Origin of the sequence: Nisaea sp. (genome assembly GCF_040217065.1) — a bacterium.
Taxonomy (GTDB): Bacteria; Pseudomonadota; Alphaproteobacteria; order Thalassobaculales; family Thalassobaculaceae; genus Nisaea.
Window position 1 is genome coordinate 262,010 of record NZ_JAVJNX010000005.1, and the last position, 20,711, is coordinate 282,720.

Here is a 20,711-nt window from a genome sequence, read left to right on the forward strand (position 1 = left end):
CTCCCTCCCCACCGCCCGGGGCGCGCCGGGCGGACATGCTATTTAAAGGTGCGGGGACGGAATGTCCCCGCGCCGTATCGGATTAGAACAGGCCTTCGATCTGGTCCTGATCGTTCAGCGTGATCTTCTCGGCGGCCGGGACGCGCGGCAAGCCCGGCATGGTCATGATATCGCCGCAGACCGCAACAATGAACTCCGCTCCGTTCGACAAACGCACTTCACGGATCGGAAGTGTATGTCCGCTTGGCGCGCCCTTCGCATTCGGGTCGATCGAGAAACTGTACTGCGTCTTGGCAATGCAGACCGGGAACTTGTCGGCGCCGAGCGCTTCGAAATCCTTGATCTGGTTCAGGACCTTCTGGTCCGCGACCACCTCGGCGGCATCGTAGATGTTCTTGGCGATGGCTTCGATTTTCTGAAGCAGGCCGAGATTTTCATCATAGAGCGGCTTGAAGTTGGCGGTGCCGCCTTCGACCAGTTCCACGACTTTCTTGGCCAGATCCTCGGTGCCGGCGCTGCCGTCGGACCAGTGGGTGCAGATGACGGCGTCGACGCCGACAGAAGCCAGCTCGTCACGGACAGCGTTGATTTCCGCGTCTGTGTCGGTGATGAAACGGTTCAGCGCGACCACGACCGGCACACCGAACTTCTTGGTGTTCACCACATGGCGCTTGATGTTCGAGGTGCCCTTGACCACGGCGTCGATATTCTCCGTGCCGAGATCTTCCTTGGAGACCCCGCCATGCATCTTCAGCGCCCGGACCGTGCCGACAACAACCGCAGCGGACGGCTTCAGGCCGGCTTTGCGGCATTTGATGTCGAAGAACTTCTCGGCGCCGAGATCGGCGCCGAATCCGGCTTCGGTGACCACATAGTCGCCAAGCTTGAGGGCGGTCTGCGTGGCCATGACCGAGTTGCAGCCATGCGCGATGTTGGCGAACGGACCGCCATGGATGAAGGCCGGGTTGTTTTCCAGCGTCTGCACCAGGTTCGGGGCCAGAGCGTCGCGCAGCAGCACGGTCATGGCGCCGTTGGCATCGACCTCACGGGCGAAGACCGGCTTCCGGTCACGGGTATAGGCGACGATGATGTTGCCGAGACGGCGCTTCATGTCCTCGAGATCGGTCGACAGGCAGAAAATCGCCATCACTTCGGAGGCGACGACGATGTCGAAGCCGTCCTCGCGCGGGAAGCCGTTGGCCACACCACCGAGGGAGTTGGTGATCTGCCGAAGCGCCCGGTCGTTCATGTCCATGCAGCGCTTCCAGGTCACCCGGCGCTGGTCGATCTGGAGCTTGTTGCCCCAGTAGATGTGATTGTCGATCATCGCGGCGAGCAGGTTGTTCGCAGCGGCAATGGCGTGGAAGTCACCGGTGAAATGCAGGTTGATGTCTTCCATCGGCACGACCTGGGCGTATCCGCCACCGGCGGCGCCGCCCTTCATGCCGAAGCACGGGCCGAGGCTCGGCTCGCGCAGGCAGATGATGGCTTTCTTGCCGATCCGGTTCAGCGCGTCGCCAAGGCCGACCGAGGTCGTGGTCTTGCCTTCGCCGGCCGCGGTCGGGTTGATGCCCGTGACGAGCACCAGCTTGCCGTCGGGGCGGCTCTTGAGGGACTTGATGTAATCGAGGTCGATCTTGGCCTTGGTGTGGCCGAAAGGCTGAAGGGATTCGGCCGGGATTCCCAGTTTGTCGCCGATCTCCATGATCGGCTTCATTTTTGCTTCGCGGGCAATTTCAATATCGGACATGACCATGGTCTTTTGACCTCCCCTGGCGTGATGCGGCATCCGAGACCCCCGGTCCCATCGCTCTTGTTCTTGGTATATTGGTATACCAAGTACCTGAGCGCGTAAATGAAAGTTTTCGGTCCCCGGAAACGCGTTGCAATTGATGCGATAGCATTTGGTCGTGCCAGCTTTTCTAAGGCTATAAAATTTCCGACCTGTTCTGGACCATGATTGTCACCGGGGCAGATAAGAGAGCGGATTGCGGCGGTTGCCGACGGTATGCTGACAGACTGGAAATGAATGTGGTTACCCGGGAATCCGCGCGGCTATGCCGTCGCCGAGATGTATGGGGCAAGCGGCACCATGTCTTTGCCGCCGACCATGGGGACGCAGTCCAGGGGAAAGTCGTTGTGAAACTCGACGCCGGCGGATTCGGCCCGGTCGAGAAAATCTTCCAGATGCTCCATCGCACCTGTCGGCAGATCATGCAGCACCATCAATGTGTGGTTCCGGGACGCGATCTGTTCCAGGGCGCGGTCGACCCAGCCATCCGGATCGGCCCAGTCTCTGGGAATCGCATTCCAGAGGACGCAGCTATAGGCATTTCTCTTGAGAAACGCGACGACCTGCGGGTTCAGGAGGTGCGGGCCGAGCTTTCCGCCGCCGCCGAACGGGCGGAACAGCTTTTCCGTCTCGCCCGTCTTGGCCACCAGCGCGTCGGTTTTCTCCAGTTCGGAAACGGCAGCGGCGGTATCGTCCATCTGTCCGAGCGGTGTGCTGTGGGTGAAGGTGTGATTGCCGATCCTGTGACCTTCCTTGCGGGCGCGCTTGGCCAAGTCCATCCGCTCCGGGTCGAGCAGCTTTTGGCCGATGACAAAGAAAGTCGTAAGGAGTCCGCGCCTGGCAAGAATATCGAGAACCCGGGGCGTTACCTCCGGCTCCGGTCCATTGTCGAATGTGAGCGTGACTTTCTGCATGGACTGCATTCCGGCACCGGCGCCGCCGCCTGTCAACGCGGGCTCGCCGTCAGTTCCTCAAGAACAGCACGGCAGCCGGAAATGCCCTGTGTATAGACGGCCTCAAGCCAGGCCGGGTCATCGCAGAACAGCGAATCCCGCAGATGTGCCTTGATCTGCCGGCCCAGCGGCGTCTGCGCGTCGCCGTGGAATTTCAGCCAGGTGTCGGCCCGGTGCGCGTCGACAATGTGGGCAACCGGATAGGTACCGAATTCCAGGATGACCTTGATGGGGGATTCGGGGCAGGCGACATCGTCGAGCACGTCGCAGGCGAAATGACGGGCCGGGCTGCCGCCGGTATCTCCTTGCGGTACCTCCTTGCGGATCACTTCCAGCGCGCCATAGCCGCCAAGCCCCGTATGCAGATCTGCGATCGCCAGTCTTTCCGCTCCGGCGCCATGCCGGGCAACGGTGTCTGACAGGTTGGCGACGGTCCAGCTTCGTGCGGTACCGCCGTAGAACAGCCCGTTCGCGTGGCCATACTGGCCGGAAAGGACATTGCGGCTGTAGTTCTCGAAACCGTTCTCCGCGATATAGGCGGCGATCCGTGCTTCTGCCGCATCGCGCTCGGGACCGGACCAGCTGGCCGGGCAAAGCGCGTCATGCAGGGCGTCGTAATCCGGGTTCTGCGGAAGCGGATCGAAGGACAGGCGGTTGTTGCGGTTCGGATCGATATTGTTTTCGTCCGTCCGGGTCATGGCGGCGGAGCCGAAGGGATTGACCGCATGGATGAAGACCGCCGCCGTGTCCTGAGGCAGCCAGGCCTCGATATTCTCATCCTCCAGCAGGCCAAGCTGGATACCGGACCCGGTCGTCAGTTCCGTGCCGTGCAGGCCGGAGCTGATGAAAAACACGCGGCGTGCGGTATCGGGGCCGACCCGCACAATGTCTGTTGCAACAACGGCCGGAAACTGATCGCTCAGGGGATGGAGGGCTGTTTCCACCGCATATCCCCTGGCCTTTGCCGCTTGCAGAAAACGGTGGCGGGCGGTGAAGTAGCTGTCGGAAAAGAGGCGAAGGGACGGGTGCATGAGGGCGGCCGCGAGAGTGGAGACTGTGCCGATCATTAGGCGCTGCGGTTCATTCTGTCCAATGAGCATCCTGTGCTGGTGGTTATTGACATGACGGAACAAAAAAGGAACATTCCCGCGTCGAAAGCATGATTGCGAGAGGGAAGCAAGGCAATGGAAACAAAGAGCCGGGAAGGTGGGTGCCTGTGCGGCGCCGTGCGTTTCGAGATTTCCGGGCAGATGAAGCAACCCGTCGCGTGTCATTGCGCCATGTGCCGGAAACAGGCCAGTCAGGCTTGGGTTTCTTCGACCCTGAACAAGGAAGACCTCAGGATATCGGAAGACCGCGGCCTGAAATGGTACCGCTCCAGCGACTCGGCACGCCGCGGCTTCTGTACGGAATGCGGCTCCGCGCTGTTCTTTGTCGAGATCGACAGCCCGCGCATCTCGGTTTCTCTTGGCGCGCTTGATGCCCCCACCGACTTGACTATCCGGGGGCATATCTATGTTGCCGACAAGGGCGATTATTACGAAATCGGCGACAACCTGCCCCAGTTCCCGGCATCGGATCACTAGAGGTCGGACGAGGCTCCTGCAGCGACGGCGTCAGATTTGCAGACCGGAGAACTGCATGAGCTCGCCTGTCAGGTCGGTCGAGCTGTCCCAGGTGATCACGTCCTTCGCTCCGGCCGGCAGACGGCGAGCAGCAGATCCTTCAGCGCAGTTCCTGTTCGGTCCGAGGTCGAGCGGCAACATGGCGCCGATCAGATCGTAGTGCAGGTCGGTCCCGTTGCCGACAAAAGGCCCGAGGCACAGATGTGGCAGGAGGCCCGCGCCGATCTAAAGAGGACCGAGATCGGCGCCTTTTTCGGCCCCGGCAAGGACTGCCAGACGCGGATCGGCCGGGCGATGCGTACAAAGGCAGCCTGCTTGTCCGCATCATTGGTCCGGGCATGTCTTGCGCCGAGCCAGTACCTGAAAGCGCCGATTATTGCGCACGCTCATGGTTGCTCATTTTCATGGCTGACATCGCAGCCTGAACCATCGGACAAAGCAAGAGATTGGATAACAGGTTCCGGTACTTGGGAACCTGTTTGCCCTGCCTCGGCAAAGATAACGGGCTAGGTATAAACCAATAAGAATAAAGTGATTTAATTCGATGATCCCGCAATGGTAGAAATGATTTCTGCTGTGACGTAGAGGAGCCATCGATATGCGTTCCGTCTTCATCAGGCTGTTGGGCTTTTTCGCGGTTGTGTCGATCCTTCCTGGCTGCGCCATGGCTGGCCCGGAAGCAAGGGATGTCGCACCGGATATGGTGCTCGATATGCGCGGGAATGCCGCGGATACAGAGTCCCGGATCCGAAACGGGCGGATCGCATTGCCATTCCTGTTTGAGCCTGCGCCAGTCGGGCTGGATGGCAAGGACCACTTTGTATTGCGGCGCCCGGGCCAGGCACTGACGGTTTCCCCGACCGGTATTGCCATTTATCTCGCACCAGCGGCCAAAGGTCTGGGACAAATTGTTCCGGGCTCCGAGCCGAATCGATTGGAGATGCTGTTCGACGGTGCCCGGCAATCCGTCCGCCCGGAGTCCGTTGGAGAGCCGGCGGTGCTGGTGAACAGGTATTCCGGCAGCCGGCCGGACGAATGGGAGCGGAATCTTCCTGCCTACGAATCTCTACGGATGCGCGATCTGTATCCGGATACGGATCTCTCTCTACGCACCGAAAACGGTCAGCTGGAATATGCCTTCGCCATCGGTCCGCAGGGAAAGGCCGAGGCGATCCGGCTGCGCTTTGCCGGCGCGAGGCGGCTGTCCCTGAGCAAGGAGGGGGATCTCCTTGTTGAGGCGCGCAACGGGCGGGTGCTGCGGCATCGGGCGCCGCTGGCCGTCGAGCATGGCCCCTCCGGTGCGCGACCGCTGCCGGCATCCTTCAGGATCGACGGCAGCGACACGGTCTCCTTCAGGGTGCGCGACCGGCGCAAGGGAACCCGCCTGACGATCGATCCGGTGATCAATTTCGGCACCTATTTCGGCGGCTCCCATTATGAGGCGGGCGGTGTCGGTTCGGCGTTGTTGCCGATTCCGGGGCTGGATCTGGCGGTTGCCGATGACGGCGATATCCTCGTTGCCGGATCCACCCATTCGGTCGACGGAACCAGTCTGGCATTCGCCCTGCGCGTGGATATTGATGCGTCCGGTACGCCGACCTACGAATATCTGACCTATCTTGGCGATACGGGGGACGACCGGGCGCTTGCTATTGCGGCCGGACCACGCAGTTCGGCCTTTGTCTGCGGACGGACGACGAGCGCGCAATTTCCCCAGATCGGCCAAACCTTTGACCGGGTGGCTCCGGTGACTGGCGCTGCCGGATTCATAGCCCAGCTTGAGCCCGACGGTGTGCTCGGACGCAGCACCTTTCTGAAGGCCGGATATGTCACGGATATCACGGCCTGCAAATATGAGAACACGGGCGCGGCGGGCGGTGGGTTTCCCGGCAGTCCGCCTGTTCCCGGGGTCTATCTGACCGGCTACACGCTGCCCGGTGAACAGACGGACCTGGATCCGCGTCTGGTGTTTCCCGGTGCGCCGCAAATCCGCTATCGCGGACATACCGACATCATCCTGGCGAAATTTACAGACGATCTGGCGGAGCTGGACTATTTCACCCTTCTGGGCGGTCGCTATTCCGACAAGGGGCTGGGTGTGGATGTCGTTGACGGTGTCCTCTTTGCCACCGGACTGATGGAGGCGCCCGAAACTCCCATGACGCCGGACACCATCTCCGGCCCGACGCTGACGCCGGAGCAAGCCGAGGTCTGTGACGATCTGATCCACACGGCGGAATGTCTGGAAACTTTCGTGTTGCGTCTGAATGCGGACGGCACGGCTTTCGATTACCTGACTCTTTTCGGCGATGACTGGGGTGATTTCGGACACGGCATTGCCGTTGACGATAACGGATTTGCCTATGTGTCCGGGACTCGTTGGAGCGGTGGGTCGATCCGTCAGGCCTATCTGGCGAAGGTCCGGCCAAACGGCAATGCCTTTGCCTTCAACGAGCGCTCTCCCGGCTATTCTTCATGGGGCTTCGATGTCGCCCTCGATACCTCCGGCGTGAGCCACGTCGCCGGGGCCACGGAAGTCTGGAACATGGCCGTCGGGGACGCGGTCGATCCGGACTATAACGGCGGAGAGGACGGCTTCTATGCGATCCATAACCCTTCCGGCACGGTGGATTACCGCACCTTCCTCGGCGGTGAGGGGATCGACCGCGCCTATGCGCTGGTCCGCGACCATGACGGATGTACGGTGATCGGGCTCGAGACCTGGTCCGACGTGATCGACCTGCCTCTGCCGGGGGCGCCGCAGAATGCGCGCGCCGGATCCTCGGACATTCTCCTGCTGCAGCAATGCGAGGCCGAACCCTTCGAGGGGTTGAACCTGGTGAAGCAGATGACCGGGCTGGTCGGGCCGGGGGATTCGGGAACGCTGCGCCTGATTGTGGAAAATGCGTCCTATTTCAAATCCGGACCGTTCCAATTGCGGGACACCCTGCCGTTACCGTTCGACCTGACCGGTGTCAGCCATACGGATTGTTACATGAGCGGACAGGCCGTGATCTGCGACTTTGCCGGTATTCCGAGCGGCGGCGAAATTGTCGTCGTGCATTTCACCAACATGATGTTCTGCGAGATTCCCGGCGAGCTGACCTTCCGCACAAACACGGCGAAATTATCCGGGCCCGGGTCGTACGAGCGGACCGCAAGCTTCGACATGCCCTATACAGATTGCGGCGTGCCCCCCTGTACGGATCAGCAAGACTGCCCCTGTAGAAGCTCTGCGGATTGCCCGGACGGAATGATCTGCAAAGGGGATTGGATTCCGGTCTTCCGGCGGAACAAGATCATCTATCACCTGATCGGGCCGAAGACTTGCAGGCCGGAATAGGGCAGGCGGCCCCGCTGCTGTGGGCCGCCCGCCGAACCCGGTTCAGTCAGCCGCTTCCGGCGCCTCTTCAACCTTACTCTTTCGTCCGAACAACCGCATCACGAAGACGAAGAACACCGGTACGAAAAAGACCGCGAGCACTGTTGCCGAGATCATGCCGCCGAGCACGCCCGTGCCGATGGCATTCTGGCTGGCCGCGCTCGCGCCCGTCGCGATGGCGAGCGGAAGCACGCCGAAGGAGAAGGCGAACGAGGTCATCAGGATCGGCCGGAAGCGCAGCCGGGCGGCCTCGACCGTGGCGTCGAGCAGGGACTGCCCCTCGGCACGCAGGTCCTTGGCGAACTCCACGATCAGGATCGCGTTCTTCGCCGACAGCCCGATGATGGCAATCAGACCGACCAGGAAATACACGTCGTTCGGCATATCCCGCGCCATGACGGCGAGGACGGAGCCGATCGCGCCCAGCGGCACGACGAGCATGACCGAGAGTGGAATGGACCAGCTCTCGTACAGCGCCGCCAGCAGCAGGAATACGAAGACGATACTGAGGGCGATCAGCAGCGGCGCCTGGGCGCCGGACTGGATTTCCTGGAGGGACTGGCCGGTCCATTCATACCCGAAGCCTGGGCCGAGATCGTCGGCGATCCGTTCGATCTCCGCGATGGCATCGCCCGAGGAATAGCCGGGCGCCGCCTGTCCGCTGATTCGGATCGTCGGATACCCGTTGTAGCCGACCACCTGGGCGGCGCCGCTGACCCACTCCACGGTGACGAAATTCGACAGGGGCACCATGCCGCCGTGGGTGTTCCGGACCGTCATCTTGAGAATGTCTTCGGTCGACATCCGCTTGTCCTGATCCGCCTGCACGGTGACACGTTGCATGCGGCCCGCGTTCGGGAAGTCGTTCACATAGGTGGATCCGAGCTGGGTCGAGATCGTGTCGTTTATGTCCGCGAAGGTCACGCCGAAGGTGTTTGCTTTCTCGCGGTCGACAACGAGATTGACCTGCACGGCGTCCGGCAGACCCGAAATACGCAAACCCTGCAAAACCGGGCTCTGACCGCCCTGGGACAACAGTTGGCTGGTTCCCGCAACGAGTGCCTCGTGACCCAGACCGCCACGGTCCTGCAGCCGGAAATCGAACCCGCTGGAATTGCCCAGCCCCCGGATCGGCGGCGGCGACAGGGCGAAGGTCCTGCCATCCTTGATCCGGAACAGCTTGCCGTTCGCCCGTCCGGCAATTGCCGTGGCCGAATTTTCCGGTCCGCGCTCGCTCCAGTCCTTCAGCGGCACGAAGGCGATCGCGGCATTGTCCCCGGTTCCGGAGAAGCTGAAGCCGGCCACTGTCACGATCTGGGCCATGCCCTCTTCGTCCTGGAAGGCCGCTTCGACCTGCTTGATCACCTCCAGGGTCCGGTTGGCGCTGGCTTCCGCGGGGGCCTGCATGTCGACCAGAAGATAGCCCTGGTCTTCATTCGGGATGAACGCGGTGGGAAGCTGTGCCCACAGATAGCCAAGCCCGGCAAGCAGGGCGAGATAGATGATCATGTACCGCCCGGCCCGGCGGGTCAGGCGGCCGACAAAGCTGCTGTAGCCGCGTGTGGTTTTGTCGAAACTGCGGTTGAACCAGCCGAAGACGCCGCGTTTTTCCATGGAATGGCCGGCCTCGACCGGCTTCAGGAAGCTGGCGCACAGAGCCGGCGTGAGAGACAGGGCAAGGAATCCGGAGAACAGGATGGAGACAACCATGGTCAGGCTGAACTGCTGATAGATCACGCCGACCGCGCCCGGGAAGAAGGCCATCGGGATAAACACTGCCGACAGCACCAGAGTGATGCCGATAATGGCCCCGGTGATCTGTTTCATCGCCTTGCGCGTCGCTTCACGCGGCGAAAGACCTTCCTCGCTCATGATGCGTTCGACATTCTCGACCACGACGATGGCGTCGTCGACCAGGATGCCGATTGCCAGCACCATGGCAAACATGGTCAGCACGTTGATCGAGAACCCGGTGGCCATCATGACCGCGCAGGTGCCGAGCAAGGCGACGGGAACAACCAGTGTCGGGATGAGGGTGTAGCGGAAGCTCTGGAGGAAAATAAACATCACCACGAAAACCAGCCCCACCGCCTCTATCAGCGTATAAAGCACTTTCTCGATTGAAATCTCGACAAAGGGCGCGGTGTTGTAAGGGATCTTGTATTCAACGCCGTCCGGGAAGAAACGCGCGAGTTCCTCCATTTTGGCTTCGATCGCGTTTGCCGTGTCCAGTGCGTTGCCCGTGGGAGATAGCTGGACACCAAGGGCCGCTGTCGGCTGTCCGTTCAGACGCGCCGCCGAGGTATAGGATTCACCGCCGATCTCGATGCGGGCGACGTCACGCAACCGGACAGTTGATCCGTCAGGCTGTGCACGGAGCACGATGGCACCGAATTCTTCGGGGGTCTTCAGCTGTCCTTTCACCAGAACGCTGGCCGCGATCTGTTGATCCTCTGCGACCGGCTTCGCACCGATACGGCCGGCAGCGACCTGGGCATTCTGGGCCTGGATCGCGCCGACAACGTCATCGCTGGTGAGATTCAGGCCAAGCATCTTGTCCGGATCCAGCCAGATGCGCATGGACTGTTCGGTGGAGAACAGGCGTGTGTTGCCGACCCCTGCAATCCGTCGGATTTCGCCGTCGACATTCCGGCTGAGATAGTCGCCGAGCCCGATCGCGTCCATCGTGCCATCGGTCGAGGTGAGGGTGACAACGAGCAGAAAGCCGGTTCCGGCCCGCTCTATCCGCATGCCCTGTCGGGACACGGTTTCCGGCAGGCGCGCTTCGACACGGCTGATCCGGTTCTGCACCTCGACCTGCGCGTCGGCGACATCGGTGCCGGGCTCGAAGGTGACGGTGATGCTGATCTGTCCGGATGCATCGGATGTCGATTCAAAATACAGCAGTCCCGGTATGCCGTTCAGCTCATTCTCGATCGGGCGGGTAACGCTCTCGTACATGTCCTCCGGGGTCGCGCCCGGATAACTGGTGCTGACGGTGATCTGTGGCGGTGCGACGTTCGGATATTGTGATACGGGCAGGAACGGGATGGCGAGGGCGCCAGCCAGCATGATGAAGATGGCGACGACCCATGCAAAGATCGGCCGGTCAATAAAGAAGCTTGCCATGTCTGCTCTGCCTTACTGGGCGTTTGAATTGGCGGCTTGCTGCCACGGCTGGGGCGTCACCTTCGCGCCAGGTCGGATCTTCTGGAAGCCTTCAACGACAATCTGTTCACCGACGGCAAGTCCGCTTTGCACAACCCAGCGATTGCCCGATGTCTCGCCAAGAGTGACATACCGAAGCTCCAGGGTGCCGTCAGGCTGCACAATATAGAGCCGGGCTTTCCCGGCGGTATCGCGCTGGACCGCCTGCTGAGGCACGGCGATTGCGTTGTGCCGGATGCCTTGCTCGATGCGCACCCGCACATACATGCCGGGCAGGAGAGCGGAATCCGGGTTCGGGATTTCCCCGCGCAGGGTGATCTGGCCTGTGTTCGAGTCGACAGTGCTTTCCTGAAGCAGCAGCTTTCCGGTTTCCGGGTAGACGGCGCCGTCATCGTAAATCAGGTGAACGGTTGCCGCGCCATCGGCCGAGACCGAGACTTCGCCGCCCTTTATGGCCCTGCGGAGCTCACGGAGTTCCGAGGCCGACTGGGTGAAATCGGCATAGACCGGGTCCAGCTGCTGGATAACGGCAAGATTCTCGACACCGGTGCTTGCGACGAGAGCACCTTCAGTGATCAGGGCGCGGCCAATGCGCCCGGAGATCGGTGCCTTGACCTTTGTGTATTGCAGGTCGAGCTCCGCTGCGGCGAGCCCGGCCCGGGCGAGCGCGACATCGGCATCGGCCTGGGCAAGGGCGGCGACCGCATCATCGCGGGTCTGGGCGCTGGCCACCTTGCGTGACTGCAGTTCCTGCTGCCGGTCGGCCGTCCGTTTGGCCTGTTCCTGAGACGCTAGGGCGCGGGTCAGGGTTGCCCGGACGCTCTGCACCTGGATCTGAAACGGCGCCGGATCGATCTTGTACAGAACGTCGCCTTGCTGAACCAAACCGCCCTGGGTGAAGACCCGCTCAACGACAATTCCGGAGACCCGCGGCCTCACTTCGGCGATATTTGTCGGCGCGATACGTCCCGGGAGTTCGTTTACAACCGGAATGTCTTCGGCGGCGGCGGTAATGATGCTGACGGCGACAGGCGGCCGTGCCGGAGCGGCGGCTGCCGGTTTGTCCTCTGTCAGGTCAATATCGCAGGCAGCCAGGGCCGGCAGGATCGCAAGGGTCAAGACCAGAGCCCGGAAAGTCTTGGTGAGAGGCATGACGAACTCCAATGGGGCGATCCGGCGTCTATCCAGGGGAATGTGCTGCGGATCAGTGTGGGCGATGGGGTGATGAGGAATATAACGGTGGTTCAAGGCGAATCCGTCACGGTGTCGCAGGCGCGCTCTTCTGGTTCCTGATCGACAAGCCAGCGAATTTCGGAAATAAGCCGCTTCCGTTCCTCGCTCGGCCATTCGTGGAGACCGAGCCATTCCAGTGATTTCAAGCCCTCAACAGCAAGAAATGCGAGGAGAGGCCCGCGCGGCTTGTCGGAGGTGTCCATTATATGGGCAATGCGCTGCGCGAACATCTCCCGCACCGGGCGGCGTAAATCGGCGTCCTGGGAAACGACAGCGCAAAGGCCCAGGGCGACTTTGCGATCTTCGTCCGAAAGTCCCTGTAATTCCGAGCTCAACCTGGCGCGGATCGCAACATTCGGCACCGGGCCCAATGCCTGTTCGATCTCCCCGATCCGGTCACTCTCCGTGGCGATGCGCCGTTCGATCAGGGCTTTGATCAGGGCCTGTTTCGTCTTGTAGTCATACAGCACGCTCGCTTTGCTGATACCAGCTTCACTCGCGACGGATTCGATCGTCAGACGGCCCGCCCCATCCCGGGCCGCCACAGTCTGCGCTGCATCCAGTAAAGTTTCGCGATCAATCGATCTTGGGCGTCCGATCATATCAGCAGGTGTTTCATTTTATTTCCGAATGGTCGGAAAGTAATCACGAGCTGACCATTGTCAAGATATCGGAGCGAATAAATTGTGCGCTGCAGCGTGTGGTTTTCTGCATAAGCGAAGGATGCCGGAGCGATTTCGAGCCGGCGGTCGTCGCATGGCTGGTTCCGCAGGGCGGTTCGGAATAACATCTTGGTCAAATTCAGGGAGAGTCGACGGTGCGGCCAATCGGTGGAGACAGCGGCAATGATACTGATCCGGTTTGGTCGGAACCGACGCCGGAAAGTGTCGGGACGTCAGCCGATCGCATCGTCAACGGTGAGCGGACCCCGGAATACGACCATCTCTGCGGTCTCATAGAGTTCGTCACTCCGGATACCAAGGTCCCGGAGCGCAAGCTGGTCTTTCTTCATGAATACTGGAAGACCATTCGGGATACGGAGAGACGCCTGCCTATGCGGCGGGATATCGACGTTCTCGAACTCCGCGAGGCGATTGGAAACATCATGATGCTCGATGTTCTGGATGATGGCTTTGACGCCCGCTACCGGGTTTACGGGACCGGTGTTGTCGAATATGCCGGTCACGACTGGACCGAAAGCACGGTGTCGGAAATGTGCAGGAAAACCCGGACCCCGCTCGCTCTGATGTACCGCGCCTGCTATCTCGCCGTTTACCGTACCGGGCAGCCGCTCTATACGGAATCCAAGTCACCGAGCTGGCTCGCGCCAAAAGCCTGGCGGCGCATGATTTTACCCTATGCCGATGAAGATGGCGGCTGCATCGGCTTCATGGTCGGGAACGTCCCTGTCGAGCCGGGTACACTCGGGCGTAACCCGGAAGGCTCCCTGATCTACCGGAAACTTTGATGCTCCTATCATCTCCGCTCCCAATCGCGCTTCGTGTGACATTCACAGCAGAGAGCTGTTTTCGGCGCTGGGCTCTCCGGCACTGCGCAGCCGCCTGGGAGCCAATACAAGAGCAGCCCGGTCAATGCCGGGCTGCTGCTGAACAATGCGCGAAAGTGATCTAGCGGATCACTTCGGGCCTTCCCATTCGTCCATGATGGCGTGCTTCATGGCCCGCTTCTCGGAGCCGGATGCTTTCCAGTTGTTGTTGATTGCAGCGCCTTCCCAAGAGCCGTAGGTCGGGTTGGCGAACATGATCCACTGCTTGCCCCACATGGCCTGGTATTTCTCAAAGGTTCCGAGACGCTCGGAAGGGGAGCCCTTAACGTTTTCGTCCGTGAAATCGCCGAGATTGTCGCCGAGTTGCAGCAATATGCGATAGCTGGCGGCCACATGTTCCCGGCGCGGGGTCTTGTTGGAGGATTTCCACTCGTCCTTCTCGCCGCGCAGCAGGACCACATCCGTATCCTCGTCGACCGGATAGCCGAACTTCTTCAGATTGGCGCGTGTGGCGTCCTCGCCCGGAGCCTTGCGGTTCGACACGTAGATCACTTTCACACCCTTGGACTTGGCGTATTTGGTGAACTCGACCGAACCCGGAATGACGCGGGAGGTCTGGCTTTCGACGAAGGGTGCCCAGGTCTTGGAGCTGTAATACTTGTCCTTCTCCACGATCCAGGCCTGGTAGGGCGAGTTGTCCAGCACGGTCTCGTCGATATCGAGAATTACCGCCGGCGGCTTGGACTGATAGTCGCCGGTCTGTTCCAGTGCGGCGGTCCAGCTCTTGTCCGCCAGGGCCTGGTCGAGGCGCAGCATGGCGAGCTGGTAGAGCGCGGAGGCATTGGCCTTGTACTCGACCGAATTCTGTATCCAGTAGGTAGCGTTCAGGCCGTCATGGGCCCCGATATCTTCCGCATGCGCGGCACCGGCCGCGCCGAAGCTGAGGGCGGCCGCGGTGAGGCCGGCGAGTGCGGTGGATTTGAGGAGGTATTGCATGGTCTGACCCTTTCTCTGACCGTGGCCGGAGGGGGCGAGCCTGCTCCAGCGTGGCGCACATGCTGTCATGAATTTGCGACAACGTGCTAGTGCGTTTGGGGGGCGAGAACGGGCGGCCGCCAGCGACAATCTGACCTATGGCCGAGACGCCGGCGACACTCCAGATCCGCTTCCAGGGCGGAGGTGCCGATGGAACGATTTCCCCGGTGGCGCATTCTGCCCTGTAGACACACAGCCTTTAACCGGAGAGAGAGACGCCGCCATGGCAAGCAAGAAAACCCTGAAAAACCTGCAGACCGCGCTCGGTATGGAACTGACGGCCGCGCACCAGTACCAGCTGCATGCACATGTCCTTGAGGATTGGGGCATCGACCGGCTGGCCTCCCAGATGCGTGAGGAAATGCAGGAAGAACTGGGCCACTCGGACGCCTTCATCGAACGCATTCTGTTCCTGAACGGGGACCCGGAGCTGAAATTCGCCAAGGCGCCGGCCCGCGCCCAGTCCCTGAACGACATGTTCCAGGCCGACCTGGACGACGAGAAGGGCGCCATCAAGTTCTACACCGAAGCCGCTCGGGAAGCGGCGGAAGAGGGCGATATTGGCTCCCGCGTGCTGTTCGAGAAGATCGCGATGGAAGAGGAAGGTCACATGTCCTGGCTCGACCTGCAGCTCAGCCTGATCGCCCGGATGGGCGAGCCAGCCTATATCGCCAAGCACATGTCCGTGCCGGGCGAAGGCGGGGAGAACGATTGATCTCGTCGCGTGCCTATCACTGCGTATGTTAACAGTCGGTTAGCGTTAAGTGTCTAAATTCCAGAGGAGTTTCGATCGCTTATCCGGAGCGGTTGGCGAGGTCTTGACCGATGTTAAATACCTCGCCCAGCCACTCTGAAGAGGTCAGGCTGGCGATGTAACTTTCAGGCAGTAACCGCTCTTTCATGACAGAGAATCATAAAGATCCGTCTGTTATTGGCGGTGGAGGCGGGACTCGGGCGACGATTGTTCTTGTCGTGGTGGCGGTACTGCTTGTCGCCAGTGCGTCGCTCTATTTCGCTGCTCTGCAGAATGCGGATAACGAGGACCGGCACACTGAGATCCTGGCTTCCGAGGCCCGGGAAGCAGCCAATGCGGTGGTGCAATTCGTTAGCGGGCGTCAGCGCCTCGTTGAGGCGTTTGCCTATGACAATCAGGATCTGCTGGCCGCCTACGCGGAAGATGTCGGCGACGAGGAGCTCCGGGCCCGCATCGACGAGCGCCTGCGGCGCTGGTTTCCCAGCTACTTCACTTTCACGCTGGCTAACCGGGATGGGGAGGATCTGGTCGACGATCTGGAGGGGTTTGTAGGACGCCAATGCCAGGCGAATATCCAGTCTTACGTCTCCGGGCTTGCCAATGACGCGGACGATAGGGGTTACCAGACCGTCATCCATCCGCAGGCCAACAACTACCATTTCGATATTATGGCGCCGTGGCGAAGTGGCACGCAGCTGAATGGTGTCTTCTTCGTCAGTTTCTTTCCCGATGTTCTGCAGTCCCTGATCAGGTCCTACCAAAATCCAGGCCACTATCTCGCGCTCGTTCACCGCGAGCGGGACTATCTGATCGAAATCAATGCGGACGGCGCGCGGGACGAAATCGCGGCGCATCGTGACATCTCTTTGACAGAAGCTGAGATCGATGAAATCCGGGTCAGCGTGGATATTCCCGGTTCTCTCTGGCGGCTGGTCGGATATGTGGAGCCCGGCCTCATAGATGCCGAGAATGCCGAGAACTGGTGGAGCGCCGCTCTTGTCCTGCTCCTGGTGCTTATCGCCGGGGGGTTGAGCCTCAGGAAAATCCTCGCGCTCGACCGTGAACAGGCACGGGTCCTCGCTCAGTTGAGGTACTCGAACGCAAACCTTGCGGAACTCGCAGAACAACAGGCATCCCTGCGCCTTGCGGCAGAAGCCGGAGAGAAGGCGAAAGCCCAGTTTCTTGCTTCGATGAGCCATGAGATCCGCACGCCTTTGAATGCTGTCATCGGTCTGACGGACCTTGTGCTGAAAACCGATTTGTCGGATCACCAGCGGGGCCATCTCTCGCGCGTCGTCAGGGCTGGCCGCTCTTTGCTCGGCCTGATCAACGATATTCTGGATTTTTCAAAGATCGAGGCAGGCAAGCTCCAGATCGAATCCGTTGAATTCGATATCGACGAAGTACTGGAGAATCTGGCTACGGTCGTCAGCACCAAGATCGAGGAAAATGCCAACGAACTCATCATTTCTGTCGACCGGAATATCCCATCCGCGTTGCGTGGCGATCCGTTGAGGCTGGGTCAGATCCTGATCAATCTCGTGGGAAATGCCGCCAAATTTACGGAACGGGGCGAGGTTGTCGTGGACGTGGCGCGCGTGCTCGAAGACGGCCGGGAATGGCTGCATTTTTCCGTGCGCGACACCGGAATGGGAATGACCGAAGAACAGATGGACCGTCTGTTCAAACCCTTCACCCAAGCGGATCAATCAACCACCCGGACGCATGGCGGAACCGGTCTCGGTCTCAGCATCTCACACCAGCTTGTTGAGGCCATGAGCGGAACAATCGGCGCGGAAAGTTCTCCGGGGGAAGGCAGTCATTTTTTCTTCCGAGTGGCATATGAACCACTAGAAGGCGCCGTGCCGAGGCGGACCTTCGAGGGGATTGACGCGCGGGCAACCCGGGTGCTTGTCGTCGATGACAACAGGATCGTGCGCGACACTCTTGGCGAGGCGCTCACCAGTCTCCGTTTCAAAGTCGACGTGGCCGCGTCCGGACAAGAAGCCATTGCGATGTATCAAACGGCCCGGAGCCGGTCGCCCTATTCGGTCGTCCTTGTGGACTGGCGGATGCCGGGCATCGATGGACTAGAGACCATCAAACGCATGCAGGCCGAGAGCGGCCTGGAACACATGCCGGCAATCATCATGGCTTCGGCGGAAGACATGCAGGGCATAGCCGGTGATCTCAGAGCCCTCGGAATTGAGCATTGTGTGAATAAACCGATCAATACGTCCGTGCTGATCGATACCATGATGGCCTTCTTCGATGCAGGCAGTAACCGTCGTCCGGCGAGACTCCGTCTCCATTCGGCAATCCAGGATCCGACAGCCGAAAACGCAAACATCCACCTGCTGTTGGCCGAAGATGTTGAGCTGAACCGGATGGTTGCTGTTGGTGTGCTGGAGAATGCAGGTATGACGGTAGATATCGCGGAGAACGGAGTTCAGGTGCTTGAGATTCTGAAGCGCGAGGGCAAAGACCGTTATGCCGCTGTACTGATGGATATCGAGATGCCGGAGATGGACGGGCTGACGGCAACCCGGAAGATCCGGGAAGAACTAGGCTTCACGGATCTTCCGGTGATCGCCATGACCGCGCATGCCTTGGCCGAGGAACGCGAGCGCTGCACCGACGCTGGAATGAATGCCCATATCAGCAAACCGTTCGAGGCGGCGGAGCTAGTCTCTACGATCAATCGATTTGCGGCCGCAGCTCCCAAGGAATAGTCGCTAGATACTGCTTCCGGTTTCAATGAGGGCAGACCGGGCACACTTCTCCATTTGGACCTGACAGAATCTGGGGGCGCCGCGACCTTGAGAGCGCGCGGCCGGATTCACTTTCCTAGTGGCAAGGCAGAATGGGATGAGCGGGTTTGCCACTATTCACACTCAAACCGAAATGCTGCACTGCAAACTGGGTTTCTCTCAATGATGCCAGATCTTTACCTATGCGCGTACGATGTGCCGGGCTGATCAACAAATCATGCTGGCAATCGATTTCACAAAGCGTCATCATATTGCAATGCGGCATGAATATACGGAGGCTCTATGCCGTGTAACGGGGATCCTTGGGTGGAGGATTTCCAATAAAAACAAGGGGGACTTCATGAGTAAGAGAATCTTGATTGCCGGTCTGGCGCTCTGCGCTTTTGCCGGTACGGCGGCAGCCGATTGCCCGCCGATCACGCTCGCCGATATGAAAGGCGTGAAGGCGGGGGCCTTCCCGTAGCAATATGAGCTGGCTGAATTCGAGGCCGCTGCAGGCTGCAAGCTGGCCTTTTCGGCAAATCCGAAATCGGCGGACCTGAACAGCAGGATCCAGGGCAACGGCGCATTGCCGTCACTCGCCGAACGGCTCCCGGCAGAACCGCTCGTGGTCGTGCCGTACGATCAGGTCGGCAAATATGGCGGCGTTCTCGACGGTCTGTCGAACGCACCGGAAGCCGGCACGTCCGATCTGCTGTCCGTCCGCCATGTCAGCCTGGTGCGCTACAGCGACGATCTCGCGACCGTCGTGCCGAACGTGGCCAAGAGCTGGGAATGGAACGCCGATTTCACGAAGCTGACCATTAAGCTCCGCAAGGGCCACAAATGGTCCGACGGTGCGCCGTTCACATCCGAGGACATCAAGTTCTGGTACGACGACATGGTGCTCGACGAGAACATCATCAAGAAGCCGAAGGACTATGTGCTGGTCGCCGGTGAGCGGATGACGCTGGAAACCCCGGATGCCGAGACCGTGGTGTTCAACCTGCCGGCGCCGAAGCCGGGCCTCATCGCCCACTTCGCGACGCATTATTCCCAGCCCTTCATGCCGAAGCATTTCCTCGGTACGTTCCATCCGAAATACAACCCGGATGCGGACGCGAAGGCGAAGGAACTCGGATATGAAAACGGCTATGCCGTGATCTCCGCCTATTATGGCAACTCTGACTGGACCGACACGCCGTCGATCATGCTGTCGGATCCGGAAAAAGCGCCGAAAATGCCGAAGGGCGTTTATCCGACTCTGGAATCCCACATTGTCGTGGCTGAATCCACCGAAGGTCGCCGTCTGGTGGCGAACCCGTATTTCCACATGGTCGACACGGCCGGGAACCAGCTTCCATACATCAATGAAATCGATGAAGTGCACATCAACGAGAACGAGGTGCGCATCCTGAAGGCCGTGAACGGCGAGATCGACTACAAGTCGCAGTCCCTGCAGCTTCCGTCGGCGCCGATCATGCTGGAGAACCAGGAAAAGGGCGACTACACGGTCGACCTGAAGCCGACCATCGCCATGCTGACTTTCTCCTTCAACGTCACCTCGGCGGATGAGGAAAAGCGCAAGGTCTTCGGTGATCTGAAGTTCCGTCAGGCCATGTCTGTGGCAATGAACCGGGCGGAGATCAACGAGGTCGCTTTCTTCGATCTCGGTCAGCCGAAGCAATATGTCGCCTTCTCGCCCACCCCGGATTTTATCGATCCGAAATGGGAAAAGCATTACGCCCAGTTTGATCCCGATCTGGCCAAGAAGCTGCTGGACGAGGTCGGCGTGGTCGACAAGGACGGCGACGGTGCCCGCGATCTGCCGAATGGCGCTCCGCTGGTCCTGAACCTGCAGTTCGCGACTCAGGGCATGCCTGGCCAGGTTGCGGAACTGGTTGCCCAGCATTGGACCAATGTCGGCGTCAAGGCGACGGTGAAGGAAGTGACACCGGACGAGTATCGCTCGGCTCAGTCCTCCAACCAGCTCGACGTCATGATGTGGCAGAAGGGCCAGCCGCTCGCCATCGTGCTCGGAAATTCCGAGCTGTTCCAGCCGCCATTCGAAAACTATTTCGGTGGCCGGACGGGCATGCTCTGGGCCGAATATGTCGACAGCAACGGTACCAAGGGCATCAAGCCGCCGGCATTTGTCGACCAGATGCTGGCTGATATCGATGCCTTCCAGTCCGCTCCGGTGGGCACGAAGGAATCCGCAGAGATCGGGCAGCGTCTTGTGCAGAACATGACCGAGAACCTGCTCTTCCTCGGCACGGTGCAGGCGCCGAATCCGATCTATCATCGGAATGCGCTGAAGAACTTCCCGGAGTTCAAGACCTGGTCCTACGAATATTACCGGACCTATCCCTATCGTCCGCAGCAATGGTTCCTTGCTGACGAGAGCTGATCTCCGCGCGGCGGGGCCGGGGCACCAGCCCTGGTTCCGCCGCGTCGGCTTTAGATCGATGACCTGAAAAGATCGGTCGATCTAAGACCGACGGGGGCGGGG

General features: G+C 60.3%; 15 protein-coding genes. 7 read left to right on the plus strand and 8 right to left on the minus strand.

Annotation, left to right across the window (positions count from 1 at the left end):
- Positions 1–82 precede the first annotated feature (82 nt).
- The 3 genes from RH950_RS05905 to RH950_RS05915 form a co-directional block, all read right to left on the minus strand.
- Positions 83–1,750: a formate--tetrahydrofolate ligase gene (locus tag RH950_RS05905; RefSeq protein ID WP_502889722.1), complete on the minus strand. Its 1,668-nt coding sequence runs from the start codon at positions 1,748–1,750 to the stop codon at positions 83–85.
- A gap of 305 nt (positions 1,751–2,055) precedes the next feature.
- Positions 2,056–2,706 carry a polysaccharide deacetylase family protein gene (locus tag RH950_RS05910; protein WP_350054668.1) on the minus strand — a complete coding sequence of 217 codons (651 nt, stop codon included), beginning with the start codon at positions 2,704–2,706 and terminating at the stop codon, positions 2,056–2,058.
- Between the two features lie 32 nt (positions 2,707–2,738).
- The gene (locus RH950_RS05915; RefSeq protein ID WP_350054670.1) at positions 2,739–3,812 is read right to left on the minus strand and encodes a DUF2817 domain-containing protein; all 1,074 of its coding nucleotides are present in this window, start codon (positions 3,810–3,812) and stop codon (positions 2,739–2,741) included.
- Positions 3,813–3,929: 117 nt separating this feature from the next.
- Here RH950_RS05915 and RH950_RS05920 point away from each other — a divergent pair, with 117 nt between their 5' ends.
- A complete protein-coding gene (locus tag RH950_RS05920; RefSeq protein WP_350054672.1) occupies positions 3,930–4,331 on the plus strand; it encodes a GFA family protein in 402 nt (133 codons plus the stop codon).
- Positions 4,332–4,361: 30 nt separating this feature from the next.
- On the opposite strand, the gene RH950_RS05925 is transcribed toward RH950_RS05920, so the two are convergent.
- A complete protein-coding gene (locus tag RH950_RS05925) occupies positions 4,362–4,511 on the minus strand; it encodes a hypothetical protein (protein WP_350054674.1) in 150 nt (49 codons plus the stop codon).
- Between the two features lie 457 nt (positions 4,512–4,968).
- Between RH950_RS05925 and RH950_RS05930 the strand changes: the two genes are divergently transcribed.
- Complete coding sequence (locus RH950_RS05930) at positions 4,969–7,713, plus strand: DUF7948 domain-containing protein (protein WP_350054676.1); 2,745 nt, start codon at positions 4,969–4,971, stop codon at positions 7,711–7,713.
- Positions 7,714–7,755: 42 nt separating this feature from the next.
- On the opposite strand, the gene RH950_RS05935 is transcribed toward RH950_RS05930, so the two are convergent.
- From RH950_RS05935 to RH950_RS05945, 3 genes are all read right to left on the minus strand, one after another.
- Positions 7,756–10,881, minus strand: coding sequence for a multidrug efflux RND transporter permease subunit (locus RH950_RS05935; protein WP_350054678.1), 3,126 nt, complete (start codon positions 10,879–10,881; stop codon positions 7,756–7,758).
- A 12-nt stretch (positions 10,882–10,893) separates the two neighbouring features.
- A complete protein-coding gene (locus tag RH950_RS05940; protein ID WP_350054680.1) occupies positions 10,894–12,072 on the minus strand; it encodes an efflux RND transporter periplasmic adaptor subunit in 1,179 nt (392 codons plus the stop codon).
- Positions 12,073–12,164: 92 nt separating this feature from the next.
- Positions 12,165–12,755: a TetR/AcrR family transcriptional regulator gene (locus RH950_RS05945; protein ID WP_350054682.1), complete on the minus strand. Its 591-nt coding sequence runs from the start codon at positions 12,753–12,755 to the stop codon at positions 12,165–12,167.
- A 215-nt stretch (positions 12,756–12,970) separates the two neighbouring features.
- Between RH950_RS05945 and RH950_RS05950 the strand changes: the two genes are divergently transcribed.
- Positions 12,971–13,621, plus strand: a complete 651-nt coding sequence (locus RH950_RS05950) for a PAS domain-containing protein (protein ID WP_350054684.1) — start codon at positions 12,971–12,973, stop codon at positions 13,619–13,621.
- A gap of 168 nt (positions 13,622–13,789) precedes the next feature.
- Here RH950_RS05950 and RH950_RS05955 read toward each other — a convergent pair whose 3' ends face one another.
- Positions 13,790–14,656 carry an HAD family acid phosphatase gene (locus RH950_RS05955; protein WP_350054685.1) on the minus strand — a complete coding sequence of 289 codons (867 nt, stop codon included), beginning with the start codon at positions 14,654–14,656 and terminating at the stop codon, positions 13,790–13,792.
- A 262-nt stretch (positions 14,657–14,918) separates the two neighbouring features.
- Here RH950_RS05955 and RH950_RS05960 point away from each other — a divergent pair, with 262 nt between their 5' ends.
- The 4 genes from RH950_RS05960 (at position 14,919) to RH950_RS05975 (ending at position 20,609) form a co-directional block, all read left to right on the plus strand.
- The gene (locus RH950_RS05960; protein WP_350054687.1) at positions 14,919–15,410 is read left to right on the plus strand and encodes a bacterioferritin; all 492 of its coding nucleotides are present in this window, start codon (positions 14,919–14,921) and stop codon (positions 15,408–15,410) included.
- A gap of 185 nt (positions 15,411–15,595) precedes the next feature.
- Positions 15,596–18,181: a hybrid sensor histidine kinase/response regulator gene (locus RH950_RS05965; RefSeq protein WP_350054689.1), complete on the plus strand. Its 2,586-nt coding sequence runs from the start codon at positions 15,596–15,598 to the stop codon at positions 18,179–18,181.
- 379 nt (positions 18,182–18,560) lie between these two features.
- The gene (locus RH950_RS05970) at positions 18,561–18,683 is read left to right on the plus strand and encodes a hypothetical protein (protein ID WP_350054691.1); all 123 of its coding nucleotides are present in this window, start codon (positions 18,561–18,563) and stop codon (positions 18,681–18,683) included.
- A 105-nt stretch (positions 18,684–18,788) separates the two neighbouring features.
- Positions 18,789–20,609: an ABC transporter substrate-binding protein gene (locus tag RH950_RS05975; protein ID WP_350054693.1), complete on the plus strand. Its 1,821-nt coding sequence runs from the start codon at positions 18,789–18,791 to the stop codon at positions 20,607–20,609.
- Positions 20,610–20,711: the final 102 nt, after the last annotated feature.

Excerpts from the sequence above, each read along its gene's own strand:
- RH950_RS05905 (WP_502889722.1), bottom strand. The coding sequence starts at position 1,750 with ATGTCCGATATTGAAATTGCCCGCGAAGCAAAAATGAAGCCGATCATG.
- RH950_RS05910 (WP_350054668.1), bottom strand. The coding sequence starts at position 2,706 with ATGCAGAAAGTCACGCTCACATTCGACAATGGACCGGAGCCGGAGGTA.
- RH950_RS05915 (WP_350054670.1), bottom strand. The coding sequence starts at position 3,812 with ATGATCGGCACAGTCTCCACTCTCGCGGCCGCCCTCATGCACCCGTCC.
- RH950_RS05920 (WP_350054672.1), top strand. The coding sequence starts at position 3,930 with ATGGAAACAAAGAGCCGGGAAGGTGGGTGCCTGTGCGGCGCCGTGCGT.
- RH950_RS05925 (WP_350054674.1), bottom strand. The coding sequence starts at position 4,511 with ATGTTGCCGCTCGACCTCGGACCGAACAGGAACTGCGCTGAAGGATCT.
- RH950_RS05930 (WP_350054676.1), top strand. The coding sequence starts at position 4,969 with ATGCGTTCCGTCTTCATCAGGCTGTTGGGCTTTTTCGCGGTTGTGTCG.
- RH950_RS05935 (WP_350054678.1), bottom strand. The coding sequence starts at position 10,881 with ATGGCAAGCTTCTTTATTGACCGGCCGATCTTTGCATGGGTCGTCGCC.
- RH950_RS05940 (WP_350054680.1), bottom strand. The coding sequence starts at position 12,072 with ATGCCTCTCACCAAGACTTTCCGGGCTCTGGTCTTGACCCTTGCGATC.
- RH950_RS05945 (WP_350054682.1), bottom strand. The coding sequence starts at position 12,755 with ATGATCGGACGCCCAAGATCGATTGATCGCGAAACTTTACTGGATGCA.
- RH950_RS05955 (WP_350054685.1), bottom strand. The coding sequence starts at position 14,656 with ATGCAATACCTCCTCAAATCCACCGCACTCGCCGGCCTCACCGCGGCC.
- RH950_RS05960 (WP_350054687.1), top strand. The coding sequence starts at position 14,919 with ATGGCAAGCAAGAAAACCCTGAAAAACCTGCAGACCGCGCTCGGTATG.
- RH950_RS05965 (WP_350054689.1), top strand. The coding sequence starts at position 15,596 with ATGACAGAGAATCATAAAGATCCGTCTGTTATTGGCGGTGGAGGCGGG.
- RH950_RS05970 (WP_350054691.1), top strand. The coding sequence starts at position 18,561 with ATGAGTAAGAGAATCTTGATTGCCGGTCTGGCGCTCTGCGCTTTTGCC.